The organism is Halomonas sp. HAL1 (assembly GCF_030544485.1).
In the GTDB taxonomy this organism is placed as follows: domain Bacteria; phylum Pseudomonadota; class Gammaproteobacteria; order Pseudomonadales; family Halomonadaceae; genus Vreelandella; species Vreelandella arctica.
In genome coordinates this window covers 3942305-3960314 of record NZ_CP130610.1, presented here as the reverse complement: position 1 = coordinate 3960314, position 18010 = coordinate 3942305, and the positions used below count along the sequence as shown (strand labels likewise).

Sequence of the window (18010 nt, the reverse complement as noted above, 5' to 3'; positions counted from 1 at the left end):
GATCAGAGAGAGATCTCCATATCATCCAATTGTTGTGTTAGTTGGTCGGCGAAGCGTGCTGCGGCAACGGGCAGTGTTCGCCCCCTTAACTGGGCGCAGATTAACGGTGCAGTAGGTACATCTCGTGCATCAATGGGGCGGGAGGTAATAGTACCTTCTTGTAAGCTGTCAGGAGCTCCAATGGCGACCTGAAAGCCGACACTGCGATTGTCCTGTAGCAGCCCTCTCATAAGTTCGAAGGAGTTTGTCTCGGCACTGATTTGCGCTTTATTGGTGCGACGAACCAGAATGGGGTGTAATAATTCTCCTACACCTAATGATGCGTCGGGTAGTACCAGTGGGTAGTTTAAACACTCACTTAGCCTTACGGTTTTTTGCTCAGCCAATGGATGGAGGTTCGACATCAAGGCTACCACTGGCTGGGCGATCATAATAAGTTGCAGTACGTCCGAGTTCATTTTAGGAAAGACCACAACCGCAAGTTCTGCCTCAAAAGCCATTAGTGCTTTCAATGCCTCGCCACGGTCAGCAATGCGTACCGAGAATGAAACACCTGGATGACGCTCGCGAAAGCGTCTGATCTGTTCAGGTAGAAATTTCAGTGCCAGCGCCTGGCTAGCCACAAGGGATACGTGTCCATTGCGCAGCCCTTTAAGCCCCTCTATTTCTGATCGCACTCGATCCAAGTCGGCCATGTGACGCCGTACATAGTCTAGAAAAATCTCCCCTGCTGCCGTTAGCCGCATTCCTTTTGCATGGCGCTCGAAGATTTGAGTGCCTAGCTCTTCTTCTGTTTGCTGAATACGTCGATCCAATGCCGATGGCGTGATGAAAAGAGTTTCTGAAGCACGTCGGATTGATCCAGCTCTGACGACGGCATCGATGTACTCAAAGAGACGAAGATGCTTCATGTTTTCTCCTAGCGTTGAGTTTTTTAGAACACTATCTGAATTTTTTAGCAATAGATATCACCGCTCAGGCAGAGCTAGTCTGAAGGCAGTCCATTAGGAGGCTGCTTATGACTCCCCAATCCATTCCGTTTACCAATTCCCATTCTGTGGTCTCCCTGATCAGGGAGAAGCGATCCCCTTTGCCACTAACGCTTACGGCAAAGCCTTCCAATGTCGCTATCGACCTGGCAAGGAGCGCGCTGGTAGTGGTGGATATGCAGAACGACTTTTGTCACTCCGATGGCTGGTTCGCCACGAGTGGAACAAATATTGCTTATGCAAGGGATATTATTGGCGACGTTGCAGCGTTAATAAGTAGTGCCCGCGAACGAGAGGTGCCGGTGATTCATCTGCACTGGGGCGTCAGGGGCGACACTCTGGAACTCAGCCACAGCCAATTAATGTTTGGTACACGCTTTGGTAAACGTAAAGGGTATGGGGATAAGGCTGCAGCCGGTCATCGCATTTTGGTAAGTGATGAGTGGGGAGCTGAGGCTATTGATGAACTGAAGCCTGCTGTGGAAGACATCGTAGTTCATAAAAGCCGCTTTAGTGGATTTTGGCATACCGAGCTGGATGCAATTCTTCGTCGTTTAGACGTTTCCACTCTTCTTTTTGCCGGCATCAATACCGAGCGATGTGTCATGGCAACGCTCCAGGATGCCTCCTTTCTTGGCTACAACGTTGTGCTTATGGAAGACGCTGTAGCGACACCATCGCCTGAAGCTTCAAAGCAGGCGGCACTCACGTTGATTCGACAGTTATACGGATTCACTGCTGTGGGCTGCTCGCTAGTCGATTAGCCCTCTTGGTCTTTTAACTCATGTTTTTTGGAGGTCCTCTATGAATTTCCTTGCCAATTTACTGAACGTTTCACGCTTACGGCGTACCTTGTTGGTGCTAGTAGTGGTCGGCTTAATATCCCCGGTCTATGCGGATACTCCCTTACGGATGGTTTTGAACTGGTCCTACCAGGGGCCGCAAGCATGGTTTTTCTTAGCTCAAGAGCGGGGTTATTTTGCCGAGGAGGGTTTGGATCTAACTATTGATCAAGGTTCTGGCTCGGGTGCTGCTGTCGGTAGTGTCGCTTCTGGGACTTACGATGTTGGTTTTGGTGACATCAATGCTCTAATCAATTACGCATCAAATCATCCCAATGATGCCCCGGTTGGCGTCTATATGATTTATACGCGTCCGCCGTTCACCATCGCCGTGACCACCGATAGCGATATTCATGAACCCGCCGACCTAGAGGGTAAAACCATCGCTGGACCCGCCAACGACGGAGCCCTGCGCCTGTTTCCTGCCTTTGCCTCTATAACCGACATTGATACTGACAGCATCGAAGTGATGAACATCGAACCTCGCCTGCGTGAGCAAATGCTCAACCGTGGACAAGTAGATGCGGTTTTTGGGTTTGTTAATACGGTTCGATTTAACGCCATGCTGGCTGGCATCGATCCTGATGAGCGCCTGCGTTTTATCCGTTATGGCGACTATGGGATGGACCTCTACTCCAATGCGCTGATTGTTTCGCGTCAGCTTGTTGACGAAAACCCTGACGCTGTACGGGGCTTAGTCCGGGCGATTAACCGCGCCGTGGCCGATGTGTTGGCCGACCCAGAAATAGGGATGGATGCCGTTATGGCCCAGGAGCCGTTGATCAATCGGGAAGTCGAGACTGCACGCCTAGCGGCCACCATCGAAGATGAGATGAATCACCCAGAACTGGCTGAAGTCGGGCTTGGAAACATTGACCAGAACCGCATGCGAGAGGCTATAGACATCGTCGTCTCGGCCTATGGTTTGGAGCATACCCCTGAACTGGAAACGGTCTTCAACACTGATTTCCTTCCGCCTGAAGAAGAACGCATTTACTCCCTCTACGAATAAGGAAAAAGTCATGGATTTGATGCTAAACAAAAAAATCATAGCTATCACAGGACCATCAAAGGGCATGGGGGATGCGATCACCCGCGCATTTGCTGTCGAGGGAGCCAGACTGGCGCTGTTAGCCAGAGACATAGAGGCGGTGTCAGTCCTTGAAAAGGAGCTACGTGATCAGGGCATTGATGTCGTGCTGGTGGCTTGTGACATAACAAAATCGGATCAGTGCGAACAGGCCGTTGCCCGTATCCGAGAAACCTTTGGCGACGTGCCTGATGTGCTCGTCAATGTAGCGGGTGGCTCGGGACCAGTAGGTAAGTCGGGTGCTGATACCACCTTTGAAGAGTTTGAAGAGATTGTTCGTCTCAACATGTCAGGCTGTTTCAACACTATGCGTGCCGTAATGCCAGGGATGATGGCGCGTCGTAGCGGCAAAATCGTCAACGTTGGCGGCACATTTGGTATGCGCGGGAAAGCGGGGCGCATGGCGTATTCCGCATCCAAATGGGGACTTAGAGGTATTACTAAAAGCATGGCGCTCGAAGCGGGCCCCTACAACATTAACATCAACATCGTTGCCCCTGGGATGGTCGATGGTCAGCGCTTTCGCACTAAGGTATGCCCCGATATGGCGGCAAGGCTAGGTATCAGCGAGGAAGAGGCCGCTCAGCGACATGCTGAAGACTATGCCCTCCAGCGTATTTCCACCGCTCAGGATATTGCCGACGCCTGCCTGTTTATGGCCAGCGACCGCTCACGACAGATTACCGGTGCTGACCTGCCTGTAGATGGCGGCTGGGCCGCTCTTTGAGGAGAAACTTATGACTCAAGCAGATCTCGTTATTATCAATGGCCACATAGTTAGCCATGAAACAACTCATAAAGCCGCCATTGCCATCCGCGACGGAAAGATCATCGCCGTTGGTGAAGAAAGCAGCATGCCTCCTGCCAAGGAAGTGCTCGATGCTACGGGGTTGCACCTTTTACCAGGCGCCATTGATGTGCATGTCCACTTTCGTGAACCGGGTTATACCCACAAGGAGACTTGGGAAAGTGGCACGGCGGCGGCTGCCATGGGGGGCGTTACCACTGTCTTTGAGATGCCTAATACGAACCCGCCAACCGCTACACCGGAGGCTTTTGCCGACAAGCTGACGCTCGCTGAACAGCAGGCGTATGTCGATTTTGGCATCTATGGTTTGATGGCGGAGGATAACGTCGATCAGTTAGAAGCACTGGCAGAGTGTGGTGTTATTGGTTTTAAGTGCTTCATGGGCAATACATTTGGAAATCTCCCCTCACCCTCAACCGGTGCAATGTTGGAAGCCTTCGAGCGAGTAGCCCCTTACGGGTTGCGTACTTCTCTACATGCTGAAACTGCCTCAATCATGGCATGGCGTTACGAGAGATTGCGGGCGGCTGGACGTAACGATGCATTAGCTCATGTAGCGGCGCGTCCAGATGTTGTGGCAGTAGAAGCGGTATCCCGAGCAGCCATTCTTGCCGAGTGGACCGGCGCCCGTATTCACGTGCTGCATGTTTCATCAGCAGCGGAATTACGGCCCATGCGCGAAGCCAAGCAGCGCGGTGTCGATATTACCAGCGAAACATGTCCTCACTACCTGATGATGGACACACGCGATTACGCCACGCTAGGCAGCTTGATGCGCGTCAATCCGCCTATTCGTGAGTCCGCAGATAGCGATGCGCTCTGGGAAGCCGTCCGTGATGGCACTTTGGATATGATTGCTACCGATCATGCGCCCCACACCCCAAACGAGCAGCATAATGAGGTGATCTGGGAAGCGGATTGTGGTTTCCCGGGTGTTGAAACCCAGATGCCGCTGATGTTAACCGCCGTTAGCGAAGGGAAGATCACCCTGCAGGAGTACGTCCGGATCAGTGCGGTGGCACCCGCTAAAGCATGGGGGCTCTACCCACGAAAGGGATCGCTAACGGTCGGCGCAGATGCCGATATTGCTCTTGTTGATCTGGAGCGCCAGGAGGTTATTGATCAGGAAACTCTTCATTCCCATCGGGCGCGTGCTACCCCTTTCCACGGTTGGCCTGTAAAGGGGTTGCCGGTGCATACCCTGGTACGCGGAAGGTTTGCAATGCGTGACCGCACACTGCAAAGCGAAGCGAAAGGCAGCGGCCTGTCGGTGAAGCGTGTGCAGCAGATGCCGACAGCCAAACTCGTCAATAGCGACAAAACCCTGGCAGCCGAAATTGCCAAGACATCCGTTCATAAGGAGGAGGTTACGTCATGATAACCAATTCCGTAGAAGCCGGTCAGTTATCTAGTCCGCTAGCTCAGCAAAAAGAAGGCTCAAATTTCGAAGCTATTAAACTAGAAGGGGCCGAGGTGGTCTATGGGCGCGGTAAAAAAGCCATCCAGGCACTGGCGCCCACTAATCTGAAAGTCGAAAAGGGCGAGTTTGTAGCCTTGGTGGGGCCTTCTGGCTGTGGTAAATCGACCATTTTAAAGCTGGTCAGCAACCTGCTTGCGCCTTCGTCGGGCCATGTGCATGTTGGCGGACGCGAGCTTGGGGCCAAGCGTATCGAGGTAGGCATGGCCTTTCAGAACCCGACCATGCTGCCTTGGCTCAGCGTGCGCGACAATGTCATGCTGCCCCTTAAAATAGTGCCTCCTTTTCGATCTCGATACCGTAAAGAGCGTAAAGGCGAGTTCAAAGATCGCGCGGATGCTTTGCTGGAAAAGGTTGGCTTAAAAGGCTTTGGTGATAAGAAAACCTGGCAACTCTCTGGGGGTATGTTGCAGCGGGCTTCGCTCTGCAGAGCCTTGATTCACGATCCCGAGTTATTACTGCTTGATGAGCCCTTTGGTGCATTAGACCAATTCACCCGCGAAGAGTTATGGGGAATTCTTCAAAACCTCTGGCTGGAAAGCCAGCCAACGGTGCTGCTGGTCACTCACGATCTGCGTGAAGCGGCTTACCTTGGCACGCGTATCTGTGTGATGAGTCCTCGACCCGGTCAAATTATTGACGACCAGCGTGTTTCGCTGCCGCGGCCACGTACTATCCCCATGACCTACGAGCAAGAGTTCGTCAAGTTGACGCAACAGCTGCGTGAACTGATTACTCATACCCGGCCAGATGCTGCCTAGGAGGATTCCAATGGAATTCGTAGATAAAATGCGTCAGAAGCTTGCGGCTGCCGCGCTAATATTGGGATTTTTCGTAGCTTGGGAAATCATTTGCATACTGTTTGGCATTCCTGAGATTGTCTTGCCAAGACCTACCATAGTGATGGATACACTCATTGCCCGGTTTCCACAGTTATTGCCCCATGTCATTCAGACGTTAAGTACGACGCTTACCGGGTTTGTCATGGGCGTAACAGTCGGCATGTTTCTGGGTGCCATCGTCGGCTCATCTAAGGTGGCTTATGATACGGCATACCCGCTGCTAGTCGGCTTTTCGTCAATTCCCAAGGTGGCTGTTGTACCGATCTTCGTACTTTGGTTCGGCAGTGGTACCGTTCCCGCCGTTCTGACTTCCTTTGTGATCTGCATTTTTCCCGTAGTGGTTAACGTGGCCACAGGGCTAGCCACTACCGAACCTGAGCTTGAGGATGTGCTCAAATCGCTAGGCGCCAAAAAGCGTGAAATCCTCTGGAACGTGGGCATTCCAAGAGCCATGCCTTATTTCTTTGCCTCTCTCAAAGTGGCTATCACCCTTGCTTTTGTCGGGACGGTATTAGCTGAAACCATCGCCTCCAACCGAGGCATTGGTAACGTCATGATGATTGCTACTTCCAGCTTTGATGTACCCCTCGTATTTGCTGGCCTTTTCCTGCTCGCCATCCTTGGCGTGACGCTTTACCTGATTTTCTCCATTATCGAGCGCAGAGTGACCGGCTGGGCGATGCGCAAATCCGATCTGGCTGCTGCTTGATCAATACCCTGAGGAACTTCTTATGAAAATTACTAAATCAGTTAACGGTTTATTACTGGCTTGTGCGTTTACTCCATTAACCGCTCATGCCGACCTATTACGCATTAATTTTACCTTAGACTGGAGTATTCAAGGGGTACATGCCTGGTATTACGTGGCACAGGAGCGCGGCTATTTTGAGGAGGCGGGGTTGGATGTTCGAATCGACCAAGGGGAAGGATCAGCCGCTACTGTTAGTCGGATTATGTCCGGCGCTTATGATGCTGGATTTGGTGATATGAACGCTATCATCCAGAACGCCGCTGAGCGCCCTGAACGTACACCAGTAATGGTATATCAAATTTATAATCAGCCGCCTTTCGCACTCCTAACCAAGGCGGATGGGCCTATCCAAAGTGTTGAAGATATTGAAGGTTCTACGCTAGGAGCTCCAGCAGGAAGTGCTTCGACACGACTGTTTCCGGTATTCGCTGAAGCAGCTGGTATTAATCTTGATGAAGTTGAGATTACTAACGTGGCTCCTAATCTTCAGGAACAGTTACTTAACGGTGGCGATGTTGATGGCTCGTTAGTCTTCAATGTTACTAGCTATATGAATTTGGTAGCGCAAGGTCATGATCCCGAGACAGACTACCGCTGGTTTCCTTATGGAGATTATGGGGTTGAGGTTTACTCAAATGGCGTGATGGTTTCGCGATCTCTGATAGAGGAGCAGCCTGAGGCAGTTGCAGGTTTAGTTAGTGCAATCAACCGTGCCGTTCAAGATGTGATAGATGAGCCCCAACTTGGGATAGAGGCCCTTTTAGCAGAGGAAGGGTTTCTTGACGGCGAAGCTGAAGCGCAACGGCTTCAGTTCGCCCTTGATAATGTAATTATTTCTGATGAGTCTAAGCAGTTGGGTATTGGTGCGGTCGATGAGGAACGGCTTGCTCGTTCAATTGACACTATTGTAGAACTCTATGAACTCTCTAGTACGCCTGATGTTGCCGATGTTTACACTGCTGAGTTTTTGCCGCCTTTGGATGAAAGGTCACTATAGCCTCTGATCTTCCAACGTTAACCTCGGCGAAATCAGCTGCCGTATATAAGAGAAAGTTGTATGAGTCACTATCAATTCGCTGCCGCGATTCGCGGCAGCTCTTTTCAATTAGAAGGCCCTTGTGCAGTTGAAGTCAGCGATGGTGTGATCAGCAAAATAAACCCACTAGCATCTGCAACTGACCCAATTCCTAAACGCTTAATAATACCGGCCCTTGCAAATGCCCACGACCATGGACGCCCTTTATCCACGACCTCTTTTGGTGCATCGGGAAAACCGCTTGAAACTTGGCTACTCCGCTTAGCGGTAATGCCCTCTGTTGACCCGTACCTAGCAGCTTGCGCTGCCTTTGGACGCGCAGCAGAAGGCGGCTGTGCCTCAGTCATGATGCACTGTACTCGACCACAAGGTTTGGATGCGTTGGAAGATGAAGTTCGAAAAATTGCTGAAGCTGCGAAAGCCGTGGGTATCCGTTTAACGTTTGCTGTCGGACTGCGCGATCAAAACCCACTTGTGTATAGCGACCATACCAACGTGACAGGCCAGCTTGGCACGACGGAACGCAGAGTAGTGGAGCGCTACTTCAGCTTACCTTCGTTGACGCCCAAGGAACAGGTGCAGCAGGTGGAGGGGATAGTAAGTGCTGTGGAAGGCTTGGATGTGAACATTCAATTTGGTCCCACCGGGGTACAGTGGTGCTCTGATGCGCTGCTCCGCGAGGTCGCTGAAGCCTCAGCGCGAACCGGCCGTCGGGTGCATATGCATTTACTTGAAACACGCTACCAGCGAGAGTGGGCTGATAAACAGTTTCCTAATGGCATTGTTCACTACTTAAATGAAATAGGTCTTCTATCTCCCCGTTTAACGCTAGCCCATTGCGTTTGGGCACGCCCGGACGAGCTCGATTTAATCGCTGCTTCAGGTGCCACCATTGCTATTAATACCAGCTCGAACCTGCATTTGCGTTCCGGCCTAGCGCCTGTGGCGGCTATGTGGGAAGCAGGCTGTAAGGTAGCGATGGGCATTGATGGTTGTGCGCTGGATGAGGATGACGATGCGCTTCGTGAAGTCCGGCTCAATACGCTTCTTCACGCACAGCCAGGCTTTGCCGATGACGCTATACGCGCTCGTATGCTTAAGGCGGCCACTTCGGCAGGCCGACTCTCCCTGGGGCGTGAAAGTGCATTGGTAGAGCAAGGAGATGATGCGGACTGGGTGTCTCTGGATCTTACGAAGCTGAATGCTGACGATTTATTTGAGGTGAGCAGTGAAGATCTTCTATTTGCCCGAGCGACACGTCGTCATCTTGATAGCCTTGTCGTAGGGGGACGATCAATTGTTGAGCAAGGCAAGCTGGTGACAATGGATCTAGAGGAAGTTCATACCGAGCTACGCACTATGTATCGAAGTGCATTAAGCCAGCGATCTGATCTGCAAAATGCATGGCCTGCTATCGAGCAACAAGTAGCTGCTTACTATCGCGAACGATTGGGATGCTGTTAAGGAACTAATAAATGGACGAGCTAAAAGTATGGTTGGACCAGCGTGCTAACGACCAAGTGGTAATGTTGCAGCGCTTGGTGCAGGTGCCTTCCGATAACCCCCCCGGAGATGGGTTAGCCCATGCGTTATGTGCCACTGAGCTCCTGGGGCTAATGGGTTTCGAGGTGGAACAGCATCGTGTACCTAACGAGGTATGCCAACAGCATGGCTTACAGCGGGTGATGAATTTGGTGGTTAGGCACCGCTTTGGCCCTGGGCCTACTGTAGTACTGAATGCTCATGGGGATGCGGTGCCACCAGGGGGAGGGTGGAGCAAAGATCCTTATGGAGGGGAGGTTGAGCAAGGGTGGCTCTATGGCCGTGGCGCCGCCGTATCGAAAAGTGATTTCGTCACTTATGCCTACGCGCTTAAAGCATTGATTGAAACAAAGTCTTTAGATGCAGGATGCGTCGAGCTGCATATTACGTATGATGAAGAAACTGGCGGTTTTACGGGTCCCGCTTGGCTGTTGTCTGAAGGGATTACTCAACCGGATTATGCAATCTGCGCTGCATTTTCTTATCAAGTCATTACTGCCCACAATGGGTGTTTACACTTAGATGTAACGGTGGATGGGCGTTCTGCGCATGCGGCTTGGCATCGCACCGGCGTTGATGCTCTTGAGGCGAGCCTGCATATTTTGAACGCTCTTTATCGCTATCGAGAATCTCTTGATGGAGTAGTATCCAACTATTCGGGAGTCAGCTCTCCTTCTTTGGTCATAGGTACTATCGAAGGTGGAATCAATACCAATGTTGTTCCTGATCGGGTGTCGTTCAGCATTGATCGGCGAATTATTCCAGAGGAGTCCCCCGAAGAAGTCGAACGGGAGCTACGTCATCTTATCGCATCAATTAAACTTCAAGAGGGTATAAACGTGCGTGTTGCCCAGCGCCTGCTGGCTGCTCCTTTTACTTCGACGCCCATTTCAGAAGAATTAGCCGACATTTTTGCCGCTGAGGCGCAAAAAGTACTTGGGGAAACGGTGGGGAAAGGCGCTATGCCGCTTTATACCGATGCACGCCATTACAGCGAAGCAGGAATACCCACCATTATGTATGGAGCCGGTCCAAGTGATCCACTTGAAGCAAATGGCCACCGTGCTGATGAGCGAGTTCCAGTTCATCTTATTACTGATGCGGCGCTAGTCGTTGCAAGTAGTATAAGAGTACTGTTTTCTAAACAAGTACGTTGAAGTAGTGTTGTCGGATGGTCAGTTATACCCAACTATAGCCTTAGCTAAGTGCTTATACAAAAGTAATCCGGTATTCGTTGCCGTAGCCTGACAACACCTTATGGACATAGTCTTTCAAGGACGAGAAGCTTTCATAAGCCGTCAACGGCAGCCACTCATACTTGACCTTGCGCCAAAGAATCTCGATGAGATTTAGCTCCGGCGAATAAGCAGATAGATAGACGAGGTACACACGGTGCGACATCCATTCCAACTCCTTATGTCGGAAAGCCTTTGAGCGATGGACACTGGCATTATCCAGCACCACGATGGCAAAAGCGTCCGGCGACTTCTGGGCAATCAGGCGGTCAAAAGCCTCAATGACCACCTCGGTGGTGATGGTCGTCATGGTCGAGTGGTAAATCAGCGAGCCCTGACGACTCAAGAAGCCCAGTACGTTCAGGCGCTGACTATGCGAGTAGCCCGGCATTTCCTGAGGATGGCCGATAGGGCTCCAGGCGTAAGGCAAGACGGAGGACAGGGCAAAGCCTGACTCATCGAAATAGTACAGTTCCGTCTCGCCCCGATCCTCCCAACGCTGAAGCTCAGCCAGCAGGCCTTGTGTATGGCGGAAGTCAGTCTCGTTACGCTGGCTTTTCAGGGATCGCCGGGTGCGCTTAAAGCTATACCCCAGATTTTTTTAATGCTCGCTTGAGCGTCATGGTACAGGCACCTTTTCCGGTTTCCTGCTGGAGTCGTGCCTGGACGGCCTTCAGCTGATGAGGTTGCTCTTGTACGAGTTCAAGTAACCGCTCCCGCTCCGCATCACTATAGATGGCGGGTCGCCCGGCGCGAGGCTTGTCCCGGAGCCCATCGAGGCCCTGTGCCTCCCAAGCATCGAACCAGAGCGAAACCGTTTCGCGGGTAACGGACAGAATCTTGCAGATCTGATCGATGGTATGACCTTGGTGACTCAGCACGATGGCATGAGCCCGACGACGCAAGGCGGGTTTCACGCCATAGGTATAGGTTGCCATCAATGTCTGAAGGTCTGTGTCGGATAGGGAAGGCACAAAGCGGAATGTCATGCGCATCGTCCTGGATCAACGGGTCAGGTTTATAAGCATAGCGGAAAATATGTGTTTTGGTACTTATAGGGGAGCAATAACGCAGACATACGTTCTATATCCTCAGCACTCTGGTTTGTATTTTATTGAGTCAATGGTGCTAATCTAGGGGAAGGTCATTACGGTAATGGGATTCCCCTGTATTATTTGGAGTAAAGGAAATTGTAGATGAAAGATGCCTGTGATTGTGTGGAAACAACGCGCAAGAATCGCCACATTATTCATTAAGAGGTACGCCAATGAACTTGAAAGGCAGCGATACGAACAGTACCTGGATTGATGCTGACGAAGCGCCAGAGTTAACAGATGAGTGGTTCGAAGCAGCACATCAATACTACCAAAATACCCTGGTGAAGCGCGGCAGCGGTTGTCCTCCGATCCTGGAAAGCGCAGAAAGCGCCCATTCAATGTGTTATAGAGACTTTCAGGCAAACGTCTAAAGGCTGACAAAAGAGTGTAAATCAACCATTACGTCAGTGCCGCAAAGAATACAGTGTTCACAATTTTAATTGATAAACCATCAGAATTAAAAACGCACCCACAGAAACAACTTTGTGAGGGCGATGATATCTATCCCTAAAATACGTTATTCTTGCCTAGCACCATCGTCGTAGCATCGGGCTCTAAAGCTGAGCGCTACTTAAGCGGAGGGAGGGGATGCGTGACCTTCATTCAGACAGTGTCTATTTTTAAACACGGCAAGCATCAGGCCGTTGGCTCTAATCTAACAGGGCCCTTGAAGGCACCCAAAAGCTTAAGATTTAGCGGGATGGCAATTAGTTATCATAGAAAAGTTAAGTCACCACTATCTGGCTTAAGAGAGGGTCGAGCCAATCCCAACCTGATTGTTTTCCTGTAAATTCTCCTCATGTGCGTACTTCACCCATGTTTTGCCAAGATGATTCCGCAATTCACGGCCGATACGCTCTGCGTCTCTGGCTTCCATAGCCTCCATGATGGCTTCGTGCTCTGCCATAGCAACCGACCATTTGTCATTCTTCTGATTGGAGAGATAACGTACTCGGTACAACTGGCGACTAAGGTTGCCATGAATCTCTACGAGTGAGGCGTTTCCCGAAAGAGATACGATCCGATTATGAATTTCCTGATTGAGCCGAAAGTAGTTCTGTCGATCACGGCGCAGAAAAGCGGCTTTCATCTCAAAGTGCAGAGCCTGCAGCTCAGCGATGTCGTCATCGGTAGCCTTAATACAGGCTAGTTCGGCGGCAGCCTGTTCAAGAACGCTAAGGACATATGCTTTTTCCTGAATATCTGCTGGGCTGACATCAGCCACTACCGCCCCTCGATGGGGGGAGATGACAACTAATCCTTCTGCAGCCAGCGTTTTTAATGCTTCCCGCATAGGCGTTCGTGAAACCTTTAGCTGGTCTGCCAGAGTCCGCTCAGGCAAACGCTGTCCTGGTTGGAAGTGATCCATGACAATATGTTCGCGCAAGTAGTCCGCCACTTTTTCTACCAGTCCAGCCCGGCTCTTAGTCTCTATATCTTCCATTAGTTAGTCACAATAATCCGAGTATTGGCCAAAATAATGGCATACCAAAAGTATGCTTTCAAACGTTATTTTTGTTTTAACTAAAAAACAATGTATTTTAAAACAGTGCGTTAAGTGAGGCGAGTGCGTATTAAAGACTAAAGTAGGAGAGCGATATTATTGACCTCTCAAATGGTATACCACTACATTGCATGACAACAGTCTTGCTTCGTAAGCACGCATTTAACGCATCGTAGCTATGGCCTTACCGAGCCAGAACCGAGAGGCAGTTTTACGTCATGAATTATTTGCAACATTTTGATTCAGAGAGAGTTGTTGAGGCATGCATTGCCGGAGCAGGAGACTTTGGGCGTGGAATCTTGCGTCAAGCCGGGCAGATGAAATGCCTATCCGTGCGTATCGCCGTAGACGTAAATGCTGAGATAGCTGCTCGTGCCCTACAGCTTTCCGGTGTGTCAGACGAAAAAATAATGGTATGCCATGACGAGGCACAGGTAACTGAAGCCTGGGAAAAAGGATGCTTCATTGCTTCAGGGAGTCTTGAACTCGTTACTCACTTACCTTTCGACATTTTAGTGGAATCAACTGGTATACCAAGTGTGGGTGCCCGGCACGCCGAACTCGCTATCCTGGCCGGTAAGCACGTCGGTATCGCGACAAAGGAGACTGAGTCGGTTGTAGGACCTTATTTGACCCGCTTGGCCGAACGACAAGGACGACTTTTCACCCCTCTAGACGGTGATCAACCTAGTTTGCTGATTGGGCTTGTCACGTGGGCACAGACACTAGGCTTCGAGGTCGTCGCTGCAGGGAAGAGCAGTGAATATGACTTCATTTGGGAGGAGCAAGAGGGCGCAGTCTGGTGTAACGGTCAGCGCTATTCGGCTCCCGATTTTGAAAACCTCTGGACACTCACAGAAAACCAGGAAATCGAAATCGTATCGGCCCGTAGTGAGGCGCTTAAAGAGATCCCACAAATTTCGGTGCCGGATCTCTGCGAAATGACCAATGTAGCTAATGCCACCGGTCTTATCCCCGATCGACCGGATTTCCATGCCTTAGTGCTACGGACTGGTGAGGTTCCGACTCTACTCGATCATCAGGAGTTTGGGGGGGTATTAGGAGGCAGTGGCCGCCTGGAGGTATTCAATTGCCTACGTCGACCCGACGAGGTCAGCTTTGCTGGCGGTGTTTTCGTCGTCGTGCGCTGTGAAGACCAGGAAACCTGGGAATTACTGCGTGGTAAGGGTCATGTGCTTAGCCGCAGTGGCAACAGTGCGATGGTATACCTTCCGCGCCATCTACTGGGGCTGGAAGCGCCTATTTCCATGTTGGATGCTGTCCTGAAGGGGCTCCCTTCTGGTGGCGGATCAGCGGTTAAGCCCCATGTCGATCTTATTGCTCGCGCCACTCAAGAATTCGCTAGCGGTCAAAATCTTGAGATGAAAGGTCATCATCGGCACATCGAAGGTTTACGGCCTGAAGTGCATAGCGCGGCTCCGCTATCGGCGTCTGCCCCTGTACCATTTTATCTGCTCCCTGAGGCTAAGATTGTACGCCCAGTCGCAGCGGGTCAGCCGATTACTCTCGCTGATGTTTCTTTACCAGATTCGCATATGCTTCGGCTTCGTCTTGAACAAGATGCCATGTTCTTCGAGGAAGCGGCGCCATCCCTGTAGAAACCTAAAAAGGAGACTCATCACACAATAAATGCTTAGTTCATTGTTCGTTCACTAACCAATACAGTGACGCCCTAAATAACAAAACATTTTGGAGAATGCCATGTTAGTTAAACATTCACTCTTAGCGGCAAGTTCTCTCGGTCTGGCAATTGTAGGCTACGCCTCGGTAACCATCGCAAGTGAAAATGCTGAGGATTACCCTACCAAGCCAATTCAGTTCCTCGTAGCAGCCGGAGCAGGGGGCGGTACCGATAACTTTACTCGCACCGTGAAGCCAATGCTGGAAGAGCTATTGGATACCCGTATCACTGTCGTGAATCTACCCTCAGCATCGGGTGCTATCGCGCATCAGCGCACTGCCAATAGTGAGCCTGATGGTCATACCTTGGATTTCGCCTCCTCGACCTTGGTGACTTCTCTAGCTGCTGGGCAGAACCCCACGGGACTGGACGAACTCACGCCGGTCGCTCGGATGCAGTCCGATGTGATGACCTTAATTGTCGATCCCGAAAAATACCCTGACTTCGAGGCTTTCCAGGAATATGCCGAGGAGAACCCGGGGGAGGTCATCATCGGCGGGACCCACGCAGCAAGCCCTGACCGCATGGCATTCTTGTCATTTCGAGATGCCTCTGGACTGGATATCAATTTTATTCCGTACGATGAAGAAGGCAGTGTTTCAGCTAACGTGATGGGGGGAAACATTGATGGCATGTTCGGTGAAATTAGCTCGACGCTAAGCTACATGGAATCAGGCGATATGATGCCTATACTGGTTTTCGCCGAAGAGCGCCTGGAAAATTTCCCCGATATTCCAACCACGGTTGAACATGGCTGGGAACTGATTGATGGCAATGAGCGTGGCGTCTTCGTCAACGCGGATACGCCAGAAGCTATCTTGGCTAAAATAGAATCCTCTTTGAAAGAGGTCTATGACTCCGATGCTTATCAGGAATATGAAGAGCGCGTAAACCTTCATTATCGTGAAGGATGGCTTGGCAGTGAAGAATATCGCCAGCAGTTGGAGCAAAATTTAGAATCCTATAAGCGTCTTCTTGAAGAGAACTGAGGGCTAAATAACATTTACTTGTGAATCAGGTTGGCCAGGATAGGCCAACCTGATCTATTAAAACCCATTTCCGTGTCATTTGATTGACACTTTTTCATCGGGCCCGACCATGCAAGCCAAGGTAATGACTTTTTCTGCCGCGATAATACTGCTTGCTATCGTGGCATTCATACCCACTCTCCAACTCCCTAGTGCAGAAGAGGTTTCGACATTCATCGGTCCACGTCTATGGCCTTTAAGTCTGCTAACCGCCCTGCTAGGACTTGGTGGTTTTCTGTTACTGGCAACTTGGCGAGACGGTCGTAAAAATACTGGCGAGGAAGAAGAGAGCTCACCTAACGAAGCCAATATCAAGACAGGGAAAGTAACTCAGACCATAGCAGCTAACCGACACTGGTTGCTGATGCTTGTCGCCGTGCTTTACACCATTCTGATGCAAGCCATTGGTTTTCTTTTCGCTACCATCATTTTCACCTTTTTCGGCACCTTATTAATGGGCGCCCGTCATTGGGTCGCGATCCTCGCGACGGTGATTGTTGCTGTCGTACTTATCCAAGGCGTCTTCTCGTACCTTTTGGGAATTCCTCTGCCCTGATCTAGGAGTTAAATATGCTCGACAGTTTTCTGAACGGGTTGGCAGTGGTTTTCCAGCCCATGAATTTCCTGTTGTTGACCTCAGCTGTCTTTATCGGTTTTATAGGCGGTGCCTTGCCTGGCATAAGTGGGGTAGTCCTGGTGGTGATCCTGCTTCCAGTCACCTATGGTCTGGATCCCACCGCAGCTTTCATGCTGTTGACTGCCATTTATGGTTCTAGCGTTTTTTCAGGCCTTATAACCGCTATCCTTTACCGTGCGCCGGGAACACCGGAAGCCGTCATGACGGCATTCGATGGCTATCCCATGACCCAGCAGGGGCAAGCCGGGAAAGCGTTGGGCATCGGGGTCTTGAGCTCTTCCATCGGTGGCTTGGTGGGAACCATTGCCTTGATCATATTCACGCCGGTGCTCGCGTCGTTCGCACTCAAGTTCTCTTCTCCCGAATACTTTGCCTTGGCCGTCCTGGGCCTCACCGTGGTGGCTTCCTTGGGGGGACGCTTGATCTTTGGCCTCATTGGGGCATGCCTCGGCCTGTTTATCGCCACCATTGGTTTCGATCCGCTGACAGGAACCAGTCGCTACACGTTTGGCAGTCTAGAGCTTGCTGAAGGGGTGGGGTTGATTCCCGTTATTGTGGGGTTATTTGCCATCTCGGAAGTCATGAAGCGTACCTTGGGTGAGGAGATCCATCAGCCAATTAAGAAGGTTTCCATCAAGATATTCGATATGGCTATCTTACGTAAAATTGGCGTCACGTTATCGCGCTCCTCGCTAATTGGTGTCATCATTGGAATCCTGCCCGGCATCGGGGCCAGCACGGCTGCCATGGTTAGCTATAGCGAAGCCGTTCGTTGGTCAAAGACGCCTGAGCAATTTGGCAAAGGGGCGCCGGAGGGTATTGCTGCACCCGAAGCGGCTAACAATGCCGCTGCGATGGGTGCCTTGGTTCCTCTATTCGCCCTCGGCATCCCCGGAAGTGGAACGACCGCTATCATCCTCGGTGCGTTCATTATGCACGGCTTGCAGCCTGGCCCAATGTTCATGGTGAACAGTAGCGATCTGGTCTATGCCGTGTTTGCCGGGCTGTTCATCGTCAATTTCATGATCTTGCTGTTCTCAAAGCCATTCATTGCTTTGTTCACGAGACTGTTGAACATTCCGTACTCGGCTTTGGGTTCTATCATCGTCATGTGCTGCATCATCGGCACTTACTCAGTCCGTAACTCGATGTTTGATGTCTGGCTGATGTTAGGGTTTGGCGTTCTCGGCTTCCTGCTGGAAAAGCTCAAGTTCCCTCTGGTTTCGATTATTCTAGGTCTTGTTCTCGGGCCTATTGCCGAAAGTGAGCTACGCCGGTCTCTCTCCATGTCTCGAGGCGATTTTACGATCTTTTTCGAGCGGCCCATCAGCGCAACATTGATTGTTATTTCGATTCTGCTGCTCACCGCCGCCATTGTCGTGCCCTTGCGCAAGCGGGCAAAGCTGAAGGCAGCGAATACTTAATCTGCA

Annotated in this window: 17 protein-coding genes; 14 read left to right on the top strand and 3 right to left on the bottom strand. The window is 50.9% G+C overall.

From position 1 onward, the window contains the following. Positions 1–2 precede the first annotated feature (2 nt). Entirely contained in the window at positions 3–911 is a 909-nt protein-coding gene (locus tag Q3Y66_RS18350; RefSeq protein ID WP_008956835.1) for a LysR family transcriptional regulator, read from the bottom strand. Positions 912–1018: 107 nt separating this feature from the next. Between Q3Y66_RS18350 and Q3Y66_RS18345 the strand changes: the two genes are divergently transcribed. From Q3Y66_RS18345 to Q3Y66_RS18305, 9 genes are read left to right on the top strand one after another with little or no spacing between them, the layout of a single operon-like run. Further along, positions 1019–1753 (top strand): cysteine hydrolase family protein, encoded by a 735-nt coding sequence (locus Q3Y66_RS18345; RefSeq protein ID WP_008956834.1) that lies wholly within the window; start codon positions 1019–1021, stop codon positions 1751–1753. Between the two features lie 40 nt (positions 1754–1793). Beyond that, entirely contained in the window at positions 1794–2843 is a 1050-nt protein-coding gene (locus tag Q3Y66_RS18340; RefSeq protein ID WP_008956833.1) for an ABC transporter substrate-binding protein, read from the top strand. A 10-nt stretch (positions 2844–2853) separates the two neighbouring features. Then, a complete protein-coding gene (locus Q3Y66_RS18335) occupies positions 2854–3648 on the top strand; it encodes an SDR family NAD(P)-dependent oxidoreductase (protein WP_008956832.1) in 795 nt (264 codons plus the stop codon). A 10-nt stretch (positions 3649–3658) separates the two neighbouring features. Then, a complete protein-coding gene (gene allB, locus Q3Y66_RS18330; RefSeq protein WP_008956831.1) occupies positions 3659–5107 on the top strand; it encodes an allantoinase AllB in 1449 nt (482 codons plus the stop codon). Beyond that, positions 5104–5967: an ABC transporter ATP-binding protein gene (locus tag Q3Y66_RS18325; protein WP_008956830.1), complete on the top strand. Its 864-nt coding sequence runs from the start codon at positions 5104–5106 to the stop codon at positions 5965–5967. Before allB ends, Q3Y66_RS18325 begins: the two co-directional genes overlap by 4 nt. A 10-nt stretch (positions 5968–5977) precedes the next feature. Further along, complete coding sequence (locus Q3Y66_RS18320) at positions 5978–6757, top strand: ABC transporter permease (RefSeq protein ID WP_008956829.1); 780 nt, start codon at positions 5978–5980, stop codon at positions 6755–6757. 22 nt (positions 6758–6779) lie between these two features. After that, positions 6780–7796, top strand: a complete 1017-nt coding sequence (locus Q3Y66_RS18315) for an ABC transporter substrate-binding protein (protein ID WP_008956828.1) — start codon at positions 6780–6782, stop codon at positions 7794–7796. A gap of 60 nt (positions 7797–7856) precedes the next feature. Beyond that, positions 7857–9299, top strand: a complete 1443-nt coding sequence (locus Q3Y66_RS18310; RefSeq protein ID WP_008956827.1) for an amidohydrolase family protein — start codon at positions 7857–7859, stop codon at positions 9297–9299. Positions 9300–9310: 11 nt separating this feature from the next. Then, the gene (locus Q3Y66_RS18305; RefSeq protein WP_008956826.1) at positions 9311–10534 is read left to right on the top strand and encodes a M20/M25/M40 family metallo-hydrolase; all 1224 of its coding nucleotides are present in this window, start codon (positions 9311–9313) and stop codon (positions 10532–10534) included. 52 nt (positions 10535–10586) lie between these two features. On the opposite strand, the gene Q3Y66_RS18300 is transcribed toward Q3Y66_RS18305, so the two are convergent. Continuing rightward, positions 10587–11601 (bottom strand): IS630 family transposase gene (locus Q3Y66_RS18300; RefSeq protein ID WP_303319487.1). Its coding sequence is split into 2 segments (ribosomal slippage): positions 10587–11204 and positions 11206–11601, totalling 1014 coding nucleotides; the frame shifts between segments, so codons are not numbered across the junction. A gap of 278 nt (positions 11602–11879) precedes the next feature. On the opposite strand from Q3Y66_RS18300, the gene Q3Y66_RS18295 reads away from it, so the two are divergent. Continuing rightward, complete coding sequence (locus Q3Y66_RS18295) at positions 11880–12080, top strand: hypothetical protein (RefSeq protein ID WP_008957136.1); 201 nt, start codon at positions 11880–11882, stop codon at positions 12078–12080. Positions 12081–12454: 374 nt separating this feature from the next. On the opposite strand, the gene Q3Y66_RS18290 is transcribed toward Q3Y66_RS18295, so the two are convergent. After that, positions 12455–13153 carry a GntR family transcriptional regulator gene (locus Q3Y66_RS18290; RefSeq protein WP_008957137.1) on the bottom strand — a complete coding sequence of 233 codons (699 nt, stop codon included), beginning with the start codon at positions 13151–13153 and terminating at the stop codon, positions 12455–12457. Between the two features lie 377 nt (positions 13154–13530). On the opposite strand from Q3Y66_RS18290, the gene Q3Y66_RS18285 reads away from it, so the two are divergent. From Q3Y66_RS18285 to Q3Y66_RS18270, 4 genes are all read left to right on the top strand, one after another. Continuing rightward, the gene (locus Q3Y66_RS18285) at positions 13531–14832 is read left to right on the top strand and encodes a flagellar biosynthesis protein FlgA (protein WP_238528477.1); all 1302 of its coding nucleotides are present in this window, start codon (positions 13531–13533) and stop codon (positions 14830–14832) included. Between the two features lie 103 nt (positions 14833–14935). Further along, entirely contained in the window at positions 14936–15904 is a 969-nt protein-coding gene (locus Q3Y66_RS18280) for a tripartite tricarboxylate transporter substrate binding protein (protein WP_008957139.1), read from the top strand. Between the two features lie 109 nt (positions 15905–16013). Further along, a complete protein-coding gene (locus Q3Y66_RS18275) occupies positions 16014–16499 on the top strand; it encodes a tripartite tricarboxylate transporter TctB family protein (protein WP_008957140.1) in 486 nt (161 codons plus the stop codon). Positions 16500–16513: 14 nt separating this feature from the next. Next, positions 16514–18004 carry a tripartite tricarboxylate transporter permease gene (locus Q3Y66_RS18270; protein ID WP_008957141.1) on the top strand — a complete coding sequence of 497 codons (1491 nt, stop codon included), beginning with the start codon at positions 16514–16516 and terminating at the stop codon, positions 18002–18004. Positions 18005–18010 lie beyond the last annotated feature (6 nt).

What these genes read in the sequence shown, in the direction of transcription:
- Q3Y66_RS18350 (WP_008956835.1), bottom strand. Translation starts at nt 911, where the DNA reads ATGAAGCATCTTCGTCTCTTTGAGTACATCGATGCCGTCGTCAGAGCT.
- Q3Y66_RS18345 (WP_008956834.1), top strand. Translation starts at nt 1,019, where the DNA reads ATGACTCCCCAATCCATTCCGTTTACCAATTCCCATTCTGTGGTCTCC.
- Q3Y66_RS18340 (WP_008956833.1), top strand. Translation starts at nt 1,794, where the DNA reads ATGAATTTCCTTGCCAATTTACTGAACGTTTCACGCTTACGGCGTACC.
- Q3Y66_RS18335 (WP_008956832.1), top strand. Translation starts at nt 2,854, where the DNA reads ATGGATTTGATGCTAAACAAAAAAATCATAGCTATCACAGGACCATCA.
- allB (WP_008956831.1), top strand. Translation starts at nt 3,659, where the DNA reads ATGACTCAAGCAGATCTCGTTATTATCAATGGCCACATAGTTAGCCAT.
- Q3Y66_RS18325 (WP_008956830.1), top strand. Translation starts at nt 5,104, where the DNA reads ATGATAACCAATTCCGTAGAAGCCGGTCAGTTATCTAGTCCGCTAGCT.
- Q3Y66_RS18320 (WP_008956829.1), top strand. Translation starts at nt 5,978, where the DNA reads ATGGAATTCGTAGATAAAATGCGTCAGAAGCTTGCGGCTGCCGCGCTA.
- Q3Y66_RS18315 (WP_008956828.1), top strand. Translation starts at nt 6,780, where the DNA reads ATGAAAATTACTAAATCAGTTAACGGTTTATTACTGGCTTGTGCGTTT.
- Q3Y66_RS18310 (WP_008956827.1), top strand. Translation starts at nt 7,857, where the DNA reads ATGAGTCACTATCAATTCGCTGCCGCGATTCGCGGCAGCTCTTTTCAA.
- Q3Y66_RS18305 (WP_008956826.1), top strand. Translation starts at nt 9,311, where the DNA reads ATGGACGAGCTAAAAGTATGGTTGGACCAGCGTGCTAACGACCAAGTG.
- Q3Y66_RS18295 (WP_008957136.1), top strand. Translation starts at nt 11,880, where the DNA reads ATGAACTTGAAAGGCAGCGATACGAACAGTACCTGGATTGATGCTGAC.
- Q3Y66_RS18290 (WP_008957137.1), bottom strand. Translation starts at nt 13,153, where the DNA reads ATGGAAGATATAGAGACTAAGAGCCGGGCTGGACTGGTAGAAAAAGTG.
- Q3Y66_RS18285 (WP_238528477.1), top strand. Translation starts at nt 13,531, where the DNA reads ATGAAATGCCTATCCGTGCGTATCGCCGTAGACGTAAATGCTGAGATA.
- Q3Y66_RS18280 (WP_008957139.1), top strand. Translation starts at nt 14,936, where the DNA reads ATGTTAGTTAAACATTCACTCTTAGCGGCAAGTTCTCTCGGTCTGGCA.
- Q3Y66_RS18275 (WP_008957140.1), top strand. Translation starts at nt 16,014, where the DNA reads ATGCAAGCCAAGGTAATGACTTTTTCTGCCGCGATAATACTGCTTGCT.
- Q3Y66_RS18270 (WP_008957141.1), top strand. Translation starts at nt 16,514, where the DNA reads ATGCTCGACAGTTTTCTGAACGGGTTGGCAGTGGTTTTCCAGCCCATG.